General features: G+C 72.2%; 15 protein-coding genes. 10 read left to right on the forward strand and 5 right to left on the reverse strand.

The features are described from left to right. The 5 genes from EAO70_RS01230 to EAO70_RS01250 form a co-directional block, all read left to right on the forward strand. Positions 1-1,268 (forward strand): aminotransferase class I/II-fold pyridoxal phosphate-dependent enzyme (locus EAO70_RS01230; RefSeq protein WP_148001197.1); only part of this gene is annotated, 1,268 nt, incomplete at its 5' end. A gap of 196 nt (positions 1,269-1,464) precedes the next feature. Next, positions 1,465-1,767 (forward strand): hypothetical protein, encoded by a 303-nt coding sequence (locus EAO70_RS01235; RefSeq protein WP_148001177.1) that lies wholly within the window; start codon positions 1,465-1,467, stop codon positions 1,765-1,767. Next, positions 1,764-2,933 carry a class II histone deacetylase gene (locus tag EAO70_RS01240; RefSeq protein ID WP_148001178.1) on the forward strand — a complete coding sequence of 390 codons (1,170 nt, stop codon included), beginning with the start codon at positions 1,764-1,766 and terminating at the stop codon, positions 2,931-2,933. The genes EAO70_RS01235 and EAO70_RS01240 overlap by 4 nt, the downstream gene beginning before the upstream one ends. Continuing rightward, positions 2,930-3,760 carry a thioesterase II family protein gene (locus EAO70_RS01245; RefSeq protein ID WP_148001179.1) on the forward strand — a complete coding sequence of 277 codons (831 nt, stop codon included), beginning with the start codon at positions 2,930-2,932 and terminating at the stop codon, positions 3,758-3,760. Before EAO70_RS01240 ends, EAO70_RS01245 begins: the two co-directional genes overlap by 4 nt. Beyond that, positions 3,757-5,358 (forward strand): MFS transporter, encoded by a 1,602-nt coding sequence (locus EAO70_RS01250; RefSeq protein WP_402118993.1) that lies wholly within the window; start codon positions 3,757-3,759, stop codon positions 5,356-5,358. Before EAO70_RS01245 ends, EAO70_RS01250 begins: the two co-directional genes overlap by 4 nt. Before the next feature lie 69 nt (positions 5,359-5,427). Here the strand turns inward: EAO70_RS01250 and EAO70_RS01255 are convergent, their stop codons facing one another. Beyond that, positions 5,428-5,868 carry a VOC family protein gene (locus tag EAO70_RS01255; protein ID WP_148001181.1) on the reverse strand — a complete coding sequence of 147 codons (441 nt, stop codon included), beginning with the start codon at positions 5,866-5,868 and terminating at the stop codon, positions 5,428-5,430. A 187-nt stretch (positions 5,869-6,055) separates the two neighbouring features. On the opposite strand from EAO70_RS01255, the gene EAO70_RS01260 reads away from it, so the two are divergent. After that, positions 6,056-6,403, forward strand: a complete 348-nt coding sequence (locus EAO70_RS01260) for a VOC family protein (RefSeq protein ID WP_148001182.1) — start codon at positions 6,056-6,058, stop codon at positions 6,401-6,403. 19 nt (positions 6,404-6,422) lie between these two features. On the opposite strand, the gene EAO70_RS01265 is transcribed toward EAO70_RS01260, so the two are convergent. After that, positions 6,423-7,013, reverse strand: a complete 591-nt coding sequence (locus EAO70_RS01265; protein ID WP_148001183.1) for a TetR/AcrR family transcriptional regulator — start codon at positions 7,011-7,013, stop codon at positions 6,423-6,425. 170 nt (positions 7,014-7,183) lie between these two features. Here EAO70_RS01265 and EAO70_RS01270 point away from each other — a divergent pair, with 170 nt between their 5' ends. After that, entirely contained in the window at positions 7,184-7,924 is a 741-nt protein-coding gene (locus tag EAO70_RS01270; RefSeq protein WP_148001184.1) for a dienelactone hydrolase family protein, read from the forward strand. Positions 7,925-7,999: 75 nt separating this feature from the next. On the opposite strand, the gene EAO70_RS01275 is transcribed toward EAO70_RS01270, so the two are convergent. From EAO70_RS01275 to EAO70_RS01285, 3 genes are all read right to left on the reverse strand, one after another. Continuing rightward, the gene (locus EAO70_RS01275) at positions 8,000-8,689 is read right to left on the reverse strand and encodes a hypothetical protein (protein ID WP_148001185.1); all 690 of its coding nucleotides are present in this window, start codon (positions 8,687-8,689) and stop codon (positions 8,000-8,002) included. A 594-nt stretch (positions 8,690-9,283) separates the two neighbouring features. After that, positions 9,284-10,288, reverse strand: a complete 1,005-nt coding sequence (locus EAO70_RS01280; protein WP_148001186.1) for a PI-PLC domain-containing protein — start codon at positions 10,286-10,288, stop codon at positions 9,284-9,286. 317 nt (positions 10,289-10,605) lie between these two features. Then, the gene (locus EAO70_RS01285) at positions 10,606-11,349 is read right to left on the reverse strand and encodes a class I SAM-dependent methyltransferase (RefSeq protein WP_148001187.1); all 744 of its coding nucleotides are present in this window, start codon (positions 11,347-11,349) and stop codon (positions 10,606-10,608) included. A gap of 522 nt (positions 11,350-11,871) precedes the next feature. On the opposite strand from EAO70_RS01285, the gene EAO70_RS01290 reads away from it, so the two are divergent. The 3 genes from EAO70_RS01290 to EAO70_RS01300 are packed head-to-tail and all read left to right on the forward strand — an operon-like array spanning position 11,872 to position 14,272. Next, complete coding sequence (locus EAO70_RS01290) at positions 11,872-12,396, forward strand: hypothetical protein (RefSeq protein WP_148001188.1); 525 nt, start codon at positions 11,872-11,874, stop codon at positions 12,394-12,396. Positions 12,397-12,398: 2 nt separating this feature from the next. Beyond that, a complete protein-coding gene (locus EAO70_RS01295) occupies positions 12,399-13,610 on the forward strand; it encodes a histidine kinase (RefSeq protein ID WP_410090928.1) in 1,212 nt (403 codons plus the stop codon). After that, positions 13,607-14,272 carry a response regulator gene (locus EAO70_RS01300; RefSeq protein WP_148001190.1) on the forward strand — a complete coding sequence of 222 codons (666 nt, stop codon included), beginning with the start codon at positions 13,607-13,609 and terminating at the stop codon, positions 14,270-14,272. Before EAO70_RS01295 ends, EAO70_RS01300 begins: the two co-directional genes overlap by 4 nt. Positions 14,273-14,390 lie beyond the last annotated feature (118 nt).

Genomic DNA, 14,390 nt, shown 5'->3' on the forward strand with positions numbered 1-14,390 from the left:
CCCCCGGCACGGCGCCCGTGTCCGGGCCCCGCGTCCCCCGCCGTACGCTGCCCGGCCGGCTCGACGACGCCCCGCAGGGCACCTTCCTCGACCGCCGCATCGACGCGCTGTCGGCCGAGGACCGCGGAATCGTCGCGCGGGGTGAGTACTTCTACGAGCCGGTCATCGAGGAGGCGTCGGGCTCCCGCATCAAGTTCGACGGCCGCTGGTTCCTCAACTTCGCCTCGTACAGCTACCTCGGACTGATCGGGCACCCCTACATCGACGAGCAGGCGCTGCGCGCCGTCGAGCAGCACGGGACCGGCGCCCACGGAGTGCGCCTGCTGGCCGGCACCCTGCACCTGCACCGCGAGCTGGAGCTGGCCCTCGCCCGCTTCCTCGGCGCGGAGGACGCCATCGTGTTCTCCAGCGGCTACATGGCGAACGTGGCCACGGTCGGCGCCCTCGTCGGCCCCGGCGACACCGTGATCGGCGACGTCTACAACCACGCCAGCATCCTGGACGGCTACCGGCTGTCCAACGCCAAGGTCGTCACCTACGCCCACAACGACCTCGCCGACCTCGAACGCGCCCTGCGCAAGGCGGGGGACGGCGGCCGACTCGTCGTCACCGACGCCGTGTTCAGCATGGACGGCGACGTGGCCGACCTGCCCGGCATCCTGGAACTGTGCGAGCGGTACGACGCCCCGCTCATGGTCGACGAGGCGCACAGCCTCGGCGTGCTGGGCGACACCGGGCGCGGCATCACCGAGCACTTCGGCATCGACCCGGACCGCGTCCACGTCAAGATGGGCACGCTCTCCAAGACCGTCCCGAGCGCGGGCGGTTACGTCGCAGGCTCCCGCGACCTGATCTTCGCGCTGAAGAACAACGCGCGGGGCTGGATGTTCTCCGCGGCGGCCACCCCCGCCCAGGTGGCCGCGGCCAAGGCCGCCGTCGACGTGATGGCCGCCGCGCCGTCCCTCCCCCGTGAACTGCGGCTCAGGACCACCCGCTACCGGGACCAGCTGCACGCCCTCGGCTTCGACACGCTCGCCAGCGAGACGCCCGTCGTACCCGTGATCTGCTCCAGTGCCGACCAGGCCGTGGAGATGGCGCGGCTGTGCCAGCAGGACGGGCTCTTCGTCCAGCCGATCGTGTACCCGGCCGTGCCGCGGACGCTTCCCCGGCTGCGGACGATCGTCAACCTCAGCCACACCGAGGCCGATCTGGACGCGGCGGTCCTCACGCTGGAGAAGGCCGGCCGCGCCTGCGGCCTCATCCGCTGACCGACGCCTGCCTACGCCGACCGACCGAGACCGACCGCCACCGGCCGACCGACGTACGGACCCACGCACCGCCCGGCGCACCGCAGGGTGTTCCGGCCACCGACCACCGGACCACCGGCCGCACGACGGCCGACGCGCCGGTTGACGTACCGACCGATGTACCGACCGATGTACCGCGAGCAAGGGGGATTCGACCATGACCGACACCACGGCGTTCTTCGGAGCGGTTCTGAAGACCATCGCCTCCACCCGCAACCACGACAGTGACCCGGCGGCGTTCGCGTCCGGAGTGACCGAGCCGGCGGCACGCATCCGCGCGCTGGAGAAGGAGATCGGCGAGCGGGGACTGACCCCCGCCGAGGCCGAGGAGATCCTCCGGCTGCTGGAGACGACGCTGCGCACCAAGCGCACCCCCGACGAGGAGCGCGAGTACTACCTCCAGTACATCGAGAAGGCGTCCGGCGTCAGCCGCGCCTCGCTGGGAGTGTCCGGCTGGTGAGCGGCTCCCGACTCGCGTGGTTCAGCCACGAGATCTGCTTCTGGCACGACCCCGGCGCCGGTTCGGGGTACGTGCCGGTCGGGCCGGGCGTCGAACCGCTGCGGCAGTTCGCCGTCGACCCGGACCTGCGGCGTGCCGAGGGCCTGGTCAAGGCGACCGGGGTGATGGACCACTACGCGGTCCACACCCCGGCGCCCGCCACCGACGAGGAACTCCTCCTCGTCCACGGTCCCGGCCACATCGAGCGGATCGAGGCCGCCTCGGCGGCGGGGGCCGGCGACGCCGGCGTGTACGCGCACGTCAACTACCACAGCGCACGGGCGGCCAGGCTCGCCGCCGGTGCCTGCGTGCAGGCCGCGACGGGCGTCCTGGACGGCAGGTTCGACCGCGCCTACTGCCTGGTCCGCCCGCCCGGGCACCACGCCGAGCCCGACCGGGCGATGGCGCTGTGCCTCTACAACAACCTGGCGGTCGCGGCCCGGGCGGCACAGCGGCACGGGGCGCGGCGGGTGCTGATCCTCGACTGGGACGTGCACCACGGCAACGGGATCCAGCGCACCTTCTACGAGGACCCCGACGTCCTGTACATCTCCGTCCACCAGGACGGGCTGTTCCCCGCCGCGTCCGGTCTCGTCATGGAGACCGGCGCCGGCGAGGGCACGGGCAGCACGCTCAACGTGCCGCTGCCCGCCGGTTCCGGCCACGGCGCCTACCTCGCCGTCATGGAACGGATCGTGGAGCCCGCGGCCCGCGCCTTCGCGCCGGACCTGATCCTGGTGGCGGCGGGCGTGGACGCGGGCGGCCACGACCCGATGGGCCGGATGATGTGTACCAGCCGGACCTTCCACGCCATGGCCTCGGCCATGGGCCGACTCGCCGACGAACTGACGGGCGGCCGGGTGGTGTTCGCCCACGAGGGCGGCTACTCGGCGTGGTACCAGCCGATGCTGGTGCTCGGCACGGCGACCGGGATCGCCGGACTGCCCGCGCCCGAGGACCCGTTCCTGCACTCCCTGGAGCACCTTCCGGGGCAGCGCCTCCAGCGCCACCAGGAGCGGGTGATCCTGCACCTGGAGAAGCACCACCCGCTCCTGGCCGGTGGCGCGCCGGCCCGGCTGCCCGTGGCGGTCGGACACGCCGTGTCCGGGGACGCGGGGCCGGGATGAGCGGCTGGTGGATGAAGGTGGGCAGCGGGGCCCGCCGTACCGCCGTGAGCGGCCCGGGGCACGCGCCCCGGGCCCGCCCGCGGTTCCGGGTGGTGGCGCTCCCGCACGCCGGCGGGTGGCCGTCCGCCTTCCGGTCCTGGTGGCAGGTGCTGCCCGAGGACGTCGAGTGCGTGGTGGCCCAGCTGCCCGGCCGGGGCGCGCGGATCGGCGAGCCGCCCGTGAACCGGGTGGAGCCGATGGTGGAGGCCCTGGCCCGGGAACTGGCCGAGCTGGAACCACTGCCGTACGCGGTGGTGGGGCACAGCTTCGGCAGTGTGCTCGGCTTCGAGCTCACCCGGGCGATGGAGGCCAAGGGCCTGCCCCCGGCGCGGCTCGCGGTGTCGGCGCGGCAGCCGCCGTGCTTCCCCAGCGAGCCGCCCTTCGCCCACCTCAGGACCGACGCGGAGCTGTTGGAGCACCTGACGGACATCGGGGGGATGTCCCCGGGTGTGCGGGACCGCGCCGACCTGGTCGGTCCTTCGCTCCGGGCGATCCGCGCCGACCTGGAGGCCATGGAGACCTACCGGCGTCCCCGGGCCGGGGTCGCCGTACCGATCCTCGCCCTCGGCGCCGTCGACGACCCGGTGGTGATCGGCGACCGGATGCACCTGTGGTCGCTGGAGACCTCCGGCGGCTTCGAGTACCGCACCTTCACGGGAGGCCACTTCTACCTCTACACCCCTGCCCACGCGGCCGCCGTCACGGCGCTCCTGCTGCCCCCCTCCAGCGCGCCGCCCCACGCGGCGCCCCCTACGCCTCTGCCCGGTGTCCGCGCCGGGCAGCGATGAGTACGTCCCCGAAAGGAACACCGTTGACCACCGACGTCGACACCCCCGCACAGGCAACGCCACGTGAGTGGCTGGGCCTGGCAGTCCTGGCGCTGCCCACCCTGCTGCTCTCCATCGACGTGAGCGTGCTGCACCTCGCCGTGCCCCACATCAGCGCGGCCCTGGACCCCTCCGCCTCCCAGATGCTGTGGATCATCGACATCTACGGCTTCCTGATCGCCGGCTTCCTGGTGACCATGGGAACCCTGGGCGACCGCATCGGCCGCCGCAAGCTGCTCCTGATCGGCGCGGCCGCGTTCGGCCTCGCCTCGCTGGCGGCCGTGTTCGCCGACGGCCCGGTCTCCCTGATCGTGGCGCGGGCGGCGATGGGCCTCGCCGGGGCCACGCTGATGCCCTCCACCCTGGCCCTGATCATCAACATGTTCCAGGACGCGCGGCAGCGCGGTGTGGCCATCGCGGTCTGGGTCACGATGTTCTCCGTGGGCATCGCGCTCGGCCCGGTGGTGGGCGGGGCCATGCTGGAGTACTTCTGGTGGGGTTCGGTCTTCCTGCTGGGCGTGCCGATCATGGCGCTGCTCCTGGTGGCCGGTCCGATGCTGCTGCCGGAGTACCGTGACGAGGAGGCCGGGAGCCTCGACCTGACGAGCGTGGCCCTGTCGCTCGCCGCCATCCTGCCGGTGATCTACGGCCTCAAGGAGATCGCCAACGACGGGTTCGGCGCGGTCCCCGTCGCCGCCGTCGTCATCGGCCTCGTCGTCGGTGTGCTCTTCGTCCGCCGCCAGCGGACCCTGGAGAACCCGCTGATGGACCTGGCGCTCTTCAAGACCGCCACCTTCCGCACCGCCTTGGTGACGCTGCTGCTCAGCATGCTGGTGGCGGGCGGCACGTATCTGATGGTGACCCAGTTCCTGCAGCTCGTCGGCGGGCTGAGCCCCATGAAGGCGGGCCTGTACCTGCTGCCGGCGGCGTTCGCGCTGATCGTGACCGCGGTGGTCTCCCCGATGGCGGCGAGCCGCTTCCGTCCCGCGTACGTGGTGGCGGCCGGCCTGCTCGTCTCGGGCGTCGGTCACCTGATGCTGAGCATGGCCGACAGCTCCTCGGGCATCGCCCAGGTCGTGACCGGTTTCGCCTTCGTGTACGCCGGTGGCGGACCGCTGATCGCGCTCGGCACGGACATCGTGGTCGGGGCCGCTCCGCCGGAGCGGGCCGGCGGGGCGGCCGCGCTCTCGGAGACCAGCACCGAGCTGGGCATGGCGCTGGGCGTGGCGCTCCTCGGCAGCCTCGGCGCCGCCCTGTACCACGCGGGAGTCAAGGTGCCGGAGGGAGCGCCGGACTACGCCGGTGACACCCTGGCCGGCGCCGTCGACGCCGCGCAGGGCCTTCCCGCGGAGTCGGCCGCCGCACTGCTGGCCTCCGCGCGCGAGGCGTTCACCGACGGCCTGAACGTCATCGGCGGCATCGGCGCCGCCGTCGCGGTGGCCTCCGCCGTGCTGGTGGCCATCGTCGTGAAGCTCCCCGCCACGGGCGGACAGCCCGAGAACGCCGAGGCCGCCGAAGGCGCGGCCGAGCCGGCGCCGGTCGTCGGCGCGGAGAAGTAGCGGCAGGTCCCGCCCCCGCGAGGGGGCCCGAGTTCGGCCCGCGTCCCTCCCGGACGCGGGCCGAACCCGTCATGCCGCCGTGCCGGCGCCGTCCGTGTAGGCGTCGGCGTACTCGCCCGTGGGCGGGATGGGCGTGATGACGTCCACCAGGACGCCGTCCGGGGCGGCCAGGATGAAGTGCCGTTGACCGAAGGCCTCGCTGCGCAGTTCCAGGGCCACCTGGAGACCCGCACGCCGCACCAGGCGCTCGTACTCGGCGTCCACGTCCGTCACCTCGAAGTTGAGGAGGAGGCCGCCGGCCGGACGGCGGTGGCCCTCGGGAACGGTGGGATGGTCGGCCGAGACCAGACCCAGCTCGTGGAACGGCGGTTCGGGCCGGCGCAGGCTCACGTACCAGTCACTCGCGTAGGTCGTCTCGAAGCCGAAGTGCGTGCGGTAGAAGTCCACCGACTCCTTGAGCACTTCGGTGCAGATCACCGGATAGAAGCTGGTCAGGGTCGAGGAGGTCATCGTGGCACCGTTCCGATCGCGAGAGACGTGCGTGCGGTTCCTCAACGACCCCCGCGTCCCGGCGTCACGCCGGGCCGTGTCCTGGGCGCAGTCCGCTCGTTGGCCTTCCCGAGGGCGCGTTGACATACCAGAGGTACGCCCTTAGCGTCATTTGACCTACCGTTGGTATGTGAGCGGAGCCGTCTCGATGATAACCAGCCTCTGTCCGGTGATCTGCACCTCGCGCATGGACCAGACCCGCAGCTTCTACGGAAGGCTGTTCGGGCTCACCGTCGCCTACACGACCCCGTGGTACACCGAGCTGACCCGGGCGGGCGAGACGCAGCCGACGCTCGCCCTCCTCGACCACACCCACCCCGCGCTGCCCGAGGCGTTCCGCACGCCGCTGCGCGCGGTCCGGATCACCCTGGACGTGGAGGACCGCCCCGAGGTCTGGGAGCGGCTCGCCGCCGAAGGAGCCGTGCCGGCCGACGGCCCGCTGAACGGTTCCCTCGTCGACCCCAACGGGGTCCGGATCGACCTCCAGGCGGCCTGATCCACGGGCCGGGCGGACGTCACCGCGTCCGCAGCGCCTCCAGGAGCCGCGTCAACGCCTGCCGGGTGGGCTCCAGATCGGCGGAGTCCGCCGATGAGGCCAGCCACAACGCGGCCTCGTTCATCGCCCCCGAGAGCAGATGCGTCAGCGGCGCCGCCGGCTGCTCCGGGAGGACGCCCTCGGCGATCAGCGTCTCCAGGGCGTCGGCGAGGTGCCGGCCCGAGGTGGCCGCCGTCATCGCCCGCCAGCTGGGCCAGCCGAGCACCGCCGGTCCGTCCACCAGCATCACGCGCTGGACCGAGGGATTCGTGGTGGCCTCCAGGAACGCCTGGCACCCCGAGGCGAGTTGGCTCCAGGAGTCCTCCTGGGCGTCCGCCGTCGCCGCGACGTACGCGGCCACCTCCTCCTGGACCTCCTCCAGCACCGCCCGGAAGAGCGCGGTCTTGCTCTCGAAGTGGTGGTACAGCGCCCCCTTGGTCACACCGGCCGCCTGCACGACCTCCGACAGGTTGACGGCGGCGTACCCATGAGTCGAGAAGAGCCGCCGGCTCTCGCTCAGCAGGGTGTGCCGTGTCTGCTCACGCTGAAGCGCCCGGACCCCATTTCCCATCGTGCCCCCCGATTCCGTCTGGCTTGCCGAAAGCTTGCACATACGGTACTTCGTGACCGTGCCGGCGGGTAGCTCGGCGTAGTCGAAGCTCCCGGGAGGAACACCCGCCCCATTCCGCCGGCGGCGGAACAACAGCCGCACCACACTTGGCCGTTACTACAGTCCCCTCCATGACGACGACTACCACGCGAACCGTCGAGTACCCGGCCGACGGTCTCACCATGGTCGGGCACCTCGCCCTGCCGGCCGGCGCCGACCGGCGGCCCGCGGTGCTGCTCGGACCCGAGGGCACCGGGCTCAGCGACGTCGAACGCCGCCGCGCCGACGCACTCGCCGAACTGGGCTACGTGGCCCTCGCCTTCGACCTGCACGGCGGCGGACGCTATCTGAGCGACCCCGAGGAGATGCTGGCCCGCTGCATGCCCCTGCTCGCCGACCCCGACCGGATGCGCGGCATCGGCCGGGCGGCACTCGACGTGCTGCGCACCGAACCGCGCACCGACCCCGACCGGATCGCCGCCATCGGATACGGCACCGGAGGCGCCATCGGACTCGAACTCGGCCGCGACGGCGCCGACCTGCGCGCGATCGGAACGGTCAACGCGCTGACCACCGGCCGACCGGGCGAGGCGGCGAACATCCGCTGCCCGGTGTGGGCCGGCGTCGGGTCCGAGGACCCGATCATGTCGCCCGTGCAATGGAACGCCTTCAGCGCCGAGATGCAGGACGCCGGCGTCGACTGGCGCCTCGCGGTCTACGGCGGCGCCCTGCACGCCTTCCACCACCCACCGGTCGACCACCCCGCGGTCCCCGGTGTCGGCTACCACGCCCGGCACGCCCAGCGCGCCTGGCACGACGTCATCGGCCTGCTCGCGGAGTGCCTGCCCCTGACGGAGCACGCGGGGGCCTGACACGGAGGCCTCGCGGCGGACGCACGGACGCTCGGACGGGCCGGTGGCGGCCCCCGACCACGGCACGCCGCCGGGTCACCCGGTGCCGCCGCCCCTCACCGGACCCATGACCCCGCGAAGGACGGGTCCGGGCACGGACGCCGGCACCGGAGCGGCGCCCGGTCCCGAAGCAGTCGCCGGGGGGAGGCAGTCGGCCGGATCCGGACCGGCACCGTCCAGGGAGGGGGACAGGCCGAGGTCGGACCGCATCGCGTCCCGCATCCCCACCCATCGCCGTGTGATCATGACCAGCTCTTCGTGGATCTGCTCGAACGATCCGTCCGGCTCCGGAATCCCGTCCGCGAGCCGCATCGTGTGGGCGTGGGCACGCGCGATGACCTTCGTCATCAGGTCCAGTTCCGCGAGCACACCGGCGGAGGCGATCATCTGCGCCTCCGCGAAGGCGGTGTGATGACCGCTCCGGGCCTCCTCGACGGCCGCCCGGTCCGCCGCTGTCGCCTGCGACCGGTGAACGGCCCACAGGAAGTTCATGAGGGCGATCCGGTAGCGGCGGTACGCGGCGTTGGCAGCCGTGTAACAGGCGCGCCGCCGCGAAAGGTCCGTCAGCTCCTGGTCCCGCTGCCACTGCGTATGCGCGTTGCGCTGCTCCCGGTCGAACTGCGCCGCCTGCACCCGTGCCAGCATCCGCTGCGACACGACGGTCGCGAGTAGCGTCCCCGCCACACCGACCACGGCCGCGCCGAGCGCGATCAGTCCGCTGTCCATGCTGTTCCCCCCGCCGCGGTACGGCCCCCCGGCCGCCCCTGGTCGGAGCCATCCTCCCGTGCGGCGCGCGGCGCGGGAGCGCTTTCTCGAAGTGCGAGGCGGAGGCGAGGACGCCGGGGCAGCCGTCCTGGAGCGGCGGAGAGGCCGGCGTGGCGGTCTGGCGACGGGCTACTGCCGTCGGGTCCGTTGCCCGGGTGCGGCGCTCTGAACGCCGGGGCCGGGGGTGCGCCGAACGTCTCCGCGTGTCCCTGTAGGGGTGGATCCCAGGGCGCGGGGTGTCCGGGTGCCGTACGGATCCGGCGGCAGCCCGTCGTGCCTGCGGGCGGGCCCCGATGACGCCGAGGGGGAATGGGCGTCATCGGGGCGGGCCCGTTCCGGAAGGCCCACCCCCACGGTGCGCACTTCCGATACTCCACCTTGTGACCCGGCTCCTCGGGCTCAAACGCCTCTTTCCCAGGAAGCTCCGAGAAGCCGGGTCGGCGACCCTCCGGCCGGCCTGCCGGGCGCCGACGCCCGACGGTCGACGAGGTCGGCCCGGCGGCGGGCCAACGGACAAGAGGCCCGGCGTGCGGGGGCGTCCGACGCGAGGGCGCGTCAGTTCCGGGCGTTGAGCTCCGCGACGATGCTGCCGGGCGTGTGGCCGCTCGTGTCCGAGATGCGGTGGAAGTCGACCGCGACGAAGTTGGGATCCCGGTTGCCGGCGGCCGGGCGGCACTGCTGGTTGATGCGGTCGCGGAGCTTGGACCCGTTGTCGAGCGCCGAGTTGATGACCGTGGGCACGTTCCGGTGGTGGCTCATCGTGAAGAGCCGGCGGAATCCGGGTTCCTGGCGGTCCAGCGGCACGTCGGACCAGCGGGTGACGCAGGAGACGTCGTTGCCGAGGTCGCCCAGACTCCAGTAGTTGCTGACGGTCCAGTTCTTGTCGTACATCACACCGAGGTGTTCCCGGTCGGCCTCGTCACTGAAGAGGAGGAGGCGCTTGCCGGCGCCGATGAGCTCGGTCATCCTCGGCCAGCCCTGCTGGCGGACGTTCCACGCGTCGGGCCGGAAGAGCAGCTGGTCCAGGCCCCGTACGCGACTCAGGGAGTTGCCCAGCTGCTGCGCGGACACGTAGTCTTCCAGGAAGACGGTCACGACCTCCTGGGGGTGGGCGTCGAGGAAGTCCACGACGGTCTGCAGGGTGCCGTGGAAGGACTGACGCGGGAGCGCGTACGTGACCCCGGCGAAGGTCTTGCACTCACCGTGGCAGAGGTACACGTCGCTCGGGTAGCAGTCGCTGCCGAAGCTGATGACGCACAGCCACCTGCTGCGCTCGTACCAGTGCGTGTCCAGGCTCAGTCCGCGCACCCCGTTGTCGAGCTGGTGACGTATCGACTCGGACTGGGACACCGAACTCCAGCGCGAGTCCTCGTAGTTGGTGAAGGCGTTGTGCGTGGCGAGGAAGGTCGCCTCGTCCAGTCGCCGGTCTCCCCAGCGCGCCTGCGCCTCCGCCGCGACGGCGGCGCCCGGCTGCGCCGGGGCCGCGAGCGCCCGGGCGGGCGCGGGTACGGGCGAAGGCGCGGCGCTGGCGAGGGCCGGCGCGGTGAGGAGGCTCAGCACGAGCAGCAGCAGGAGGCTGAACTGCCGCGCCCTCCGTGACCCGGGGGTCCTGGACGCGCCTGATGCGAAACGGGGGCCCGCGCCTTTGCGGACATCTCTGTTTGGCATGTTCATGATTGGCATGGGGGTGAGCGTAGCGCGCTGCGGGGTGATGTGAACCCATCAGTAACGTAAGGATCGCTATGGCCGGATATGTGGGGTCTGTCTGACCGGCGGGAGTGGCCGCGCCGGTCGGCTACTGAATGACTGTTCAGTCACTCCCGTGTCTACCGCCTCGCGCCGCCGCGGCGCAAGGCTCCGTACGCGGCGAGCGGAGGTCAGGCCGCCTTGGTGAAGACGAGGACCTCCGTGGAGGCGAAGCCCAGCGGAGCCGTGAAGCTTGCCTCCAGGCTGCAGCCGAGGTGCCCGAAGAGGTCCAGGCACGCCTGGCGCGGCAGCGCGGCGGGGTAGGAGTCGTGTCCCGGCCCGCCCTTGGCCGCCCAGTCCCGCACCGTCACCGGGTCGAGGCAGGTCTCCGTCATGGCGTCGAAGACGATCCGGCCACCCGGGCGCGTGACGCGTGCCATCTCGAAGAAGTAGCGGGCGGCGACGAGGAAGGTGACCGTGTTGAAGACCTTGTGCGCCTGGACGAGGTCGACGCTGCCGTCCGGTGTCGCGCCGAGGTCGCCCTCGGCGGTGGGCTGGGCGACCACCCGGAAGGTCTCCACGAGGTAGTCGGCCCAGGGCTTCGCTGTCTCGTAGATCTCGTAGCGGTCCGGCGTGCACTCCCTGAGCGTCTTCTCCAGGTACCGGCCGGAGCCCGGGCCGATCTCCAGTACGGTCTTCGGGCCGGCGGCGAAGACCCCGAGGCCGCGCAGTTCGTCGATCGTGGACTGGGTGGCGCCCGGCGTCCCGTTCATGACCTCGTCCAGGTAGTCCCCGACGGACATGCCCGCCGAACGGGCGGCCCGCATCGTGGGCTCGAAGGGCAGGAAGTCGTCGACTCCGCCCCGGTTGTTGATGCTGCGCACGATGTCGAATCCGGTGCGTCCGAGGAGCCGCTTGAGTCCCGACTTCAGCACTTCTCCGCCTTTCCTGCTGCATTGAGCTCGTACGTGGTCGAGAGCGAGTGGGGTGGGCGTCCGCCGGTCCGGCCTCTGCTGAGACGCCGAGGAACTTCGGGCGGGGGAGGGGGTGCAGGCAGAGGTGCCCACGAAGGGAGGCCGCGGCAAGGGGAGTTCATCTGACAGTGCGGCTGATCGGCTTGGCCGGACCATCATCCCGGACGCGTGCCCCGCCTCGTGGAGGAATGCCCCATCTCGTCGGCGCTTTCCGACCGCACCCCGGACTCACGCGTCCGATGAGCGGGTACGAGACGGCACCGAAGCACGGGCTCAGGACCGTCGAGACCGCGCGGGCGCGGGGGCTGCCGTACGTGCAGAGCCCCGGCTGCCCTACGTGCGGGGCCCGGCTGCCGTACGTGCAGGGAGGTGCACGCTCCGTGCCTCTCCCTCGTCCCGCCGGTGCCTCTCCACCCGGGTTCCACCCGGGGGTCCACCCCTGGGTGCAGGTGCTGCGAGCTGGATCGCAGCAGTCTGGAGGACATGACAGCAACCGAGTGGATCACCGACGCAGCACTCATCCTGGTCGTCTTCCGGCAGCTGCGGGAGGGCCGTCTGGACCGGAAGACGTTCCTGATCCCGCTGGCCATCGTGGCCTTCGTGGCGTACTCCTACCTGGACACCATCCCCACCGGAGGAAACGACCTCGTCCTCATCGCCGCACTGATGGCGGTCGGCGCCGTCCTCGGCATCGCCGGCGGCATCTACACCCGTATCCGAGCCCTCGACGGCCACCTGCTGATCAAGGCCGGCGCCGTGTCGGCGATCCTGTGGGTCGTCGGCATGGGTGCCAGGATGGGGTTCCAGGTGTGGGTCGAGCACGCCGGCGGGGCCGACGACGTCGCCCGCTTCAGCCTCGCGCACCACATCACCGAGCAGCAGGCATGGGTGGCGGCCTTCGTCCTGATGGCGCTCACCGAGGTGGTGACCCGCGTGGCCACCATCTACGTACGCAGCAGGACGCACAAGGCGCTCCAGCCCGTGGCCGTCCTCGATCGAGCGGCGTGAACGTGCAGTATGTTCGGCTCGTGCCCGCAGACCACGACGCCCCGCCCCCCAGGTCGGACCTCGGCCCGGGGGCGGGCGCGCGTCGCGTCCCCGGACAGGACCCCCGGGTACAGTGGGTGGCGAGCCTCGCGGTCGTCGTCGTGGGCGCGCTGACGATCCGGCCCATGGGCTTCACCGGCCAGGGCCTGGCCGTGGCCGTTCTCTTCGTGGTCAACGCCGCCGCCCTGCTGGCCAGGCGGCTGCCCGAGCACCGGATCTCCCCGCGTCTGGTCCTGGTCTGGCTCACCCTCGGTGTCGTCGCGGCGGCCGCGCTGATCGGTGTCAGCAGCAGCGGTACGGGCTACCTCTTCGCGTTCTTCCTCGCCGGCCACATCGGCTACCGGCTGGAGACCCGGCCGGCCCTCGTGCTCGCGGGGCTGTGCAGTCTGCTGTGCGGCGCTGTCCTCTTCTTCCGCCTCGGCCCCGGGCACGAGGCGCTGCCGTGGGCCTTCGGGCTGCTCACGGGTCTGCCGGTCGTGATGGGCATCGTCAACCGCACGCAGCGTCAGTCGGTACGGGCGGCCATCGAGGCGGCGGAGGCGGCCGAGCGCGCCGCCCGGGCCGAGGCACGTACGGCCGTACTCAGCGAACGCAGCCGGATCGCCCGGGACGTGCACGACGTGCTGGCGCACTCGCTCGCCGGGATCAACATGCAGCTGGAACTGGCGGACGCGCTGATGGACACCGGCGACCTGGACAAGGTCCGCGAGGCACACGACAAGGCCCACGGGCTCGTCAAGGACAGCCTGCGGCAGGCGCAGTGGACGGTGCACGCCCTGCGCGAGGACGCCCTGCCCCTGCGGGAGACCCTGTCCGCGCTGCTGGAGTCCTCGGGCCACCACGACGCCCTCACCGTGAACGGGACGGTGCGCGAGGTGCCGGCCCGGGTCGCGCAGGACCTGGTGCGGATCGCGCAGGAGGCCCTCACCAACGCGGCCCGGCACGCCCCCGGCGGCGAGGTGCGGGCCGAGCTGACGTACACCGCGGAGACGACGGTGCTCCGCGTCCGCAACGGGCCCGCGACCCGCGAGGCGAGCACGGCTGTGGGCAGCGGAATGGGCCTGATCGGCATGCGCGAACGGGTCGCACTCCTGGACGGAACGCTCACCGCGGGCCCGGTCACCGAAGGACCGCACCGCGACGGCTGGCAAGTGGAGGCAGTGATCCCCGCATGAACGACGACACGGATCGGCAGCGGTTGAGGGTGGTCGTGGCCGACGACCAGGCGACCGTCCGCGAGCCGCTCGCGGCGGTCCTCGCCCTGGCCGAGGACATCGACGTCGTGGCGGCCGCCTCGCACGGCCGCGAGGTCCTCCGGGCGGTCGCCGCCGGGCCGGTGGACGTGGTGCTGATGGACCTGAGGATGCCCGTGATGGACGGGATCGAGACCACGCGGCTGCTGGCCGAGCAGCACCCGGAGGTCGCGGTGGTCGTCCTCACCACCTTCGCCGACGACGACTCCATCCTGGGCGCACTGAGCGCGGGAGCCCGCGGCTACCTGACGAAGAACGCCGGACGCCGCGACATCACCCGGGCGATCCGGGCCGCGGCGGCCGGCCAGTCCGTCCTGGACCGCGAGGTCCAGGACCGCCTGCTCGCCACGGCACGGGCGCAGGCCCCCACGCCGACGAAGCGTGCCCTGCCGGACGACCTCACCCCGAGGGAACGCGAGGTGCTCGCCCTGATCGGCCTCGGCCTGCCGAACCGGGGCATCGCCGAGAAGCTGTTCATCAGCGAGGCCACGGTCAAGACCCACATCAACAACCTGTTCGCCAAGGCCGGGCTCCGGGACCGCCCGGACGCGGTACGCCTGGCCATCGAGGCAGACCTCGCCTGAGGGCGCTCGCCAGGACCGTCCTTACGAGACTGCGGCGCCTATTCGCTGGTCACGACGGGGATCGTCGCAGCGCTGGGGCTCTGGGGGCCCAGGGTTCGTCGAGGACCGCGAGTGACGG

The sequence above is a fragment of the Streptomyces sp. adm13(2018) genome (genome assembly GCF_008042145.1).
Lineage (GTDB): Bacteria > Actinomycetota > Actinomycetes > Streptomycetales > Streptomycetaceae > Streptomyces.

What these genes read in the sequence shown, in the direction of transcription:
- EAO70_RS01235 (WP_148001177.1), top strand. Translation starts at nt 1,465, where the DNA reads ATGACCGACACCACGGCGTTCTTCGGAGCGGTTCTGAAGACCATCGCC.
- EAO70_RS01245 (WP_148001179.1), top strand. Translation starts at nt 2,930, where the DNA reads ATGAGCGGCTGGTGGATGAAGGTGGGCAGCGGGGCCCGCCGTACCGCC.
- EAO70_RS01250 (WP_402118993.1), top strand. Translation starts at nt 3,757, where the DNA reads ATGAGTACGTCCCCGAAAGGAACACCGTTGACCACCGACGTCGACACC.
- EAO70_RS01255 (WP_148001181.1), bottom strand. Translation starts at nt 5,868, where the DNA reads ATGACCTCCTCGACCCTGACCAGCTTCTATCCGGTGATCTGCACCGAA.
- EAO70_RS01260 (WP_148001182.1), top strand. Translation starts at nt 6,056, where the DNA reads ATGATAACCAGCCTCTGTCCGGTGATCTGCACCTCGCGCATGGACCAG.
- EAO70_RS01265 (WP_148001183.1), bottom strand. Translation starts at nt 7,013, where the DNA reads ATGGGAAATGGGGTCCGGGCGCTTCAGCGTGAGCAGACACGGCACACC.
- EAO70_RS01270 (WP_148001184.1), top strand. Translation starts at nt 7,184, where the DNA reads ATGACGACGACTACCACGCGAACCGTCGAGTACCCGGCCGACGGTCTC.
- EAO70_RS01275 (WP_148001185.1), bottom strand. Translation starts at nt 8,689, where the DNA reads ATGGACAGCGGACTGATCGCGCTCGGCGCGGCCGTGGTCGGTGTGGCG.
- EAO70_RS01290 (WP_148001188.1), top strand. Translation starts at nt 11,872, where the DNA reads ATGACAGCAACCGAGTGGATCACCGACGCAGCACTCATCCTGGTCGTC.
- EAO70_RS01300 (WP_148001190.1), top strand. Translation starts at nt 13,607, where the DNA reads ATGAACGACGACACGGATCGGCAGCGGTTGAGGGTGGTCGTGGCCGAC.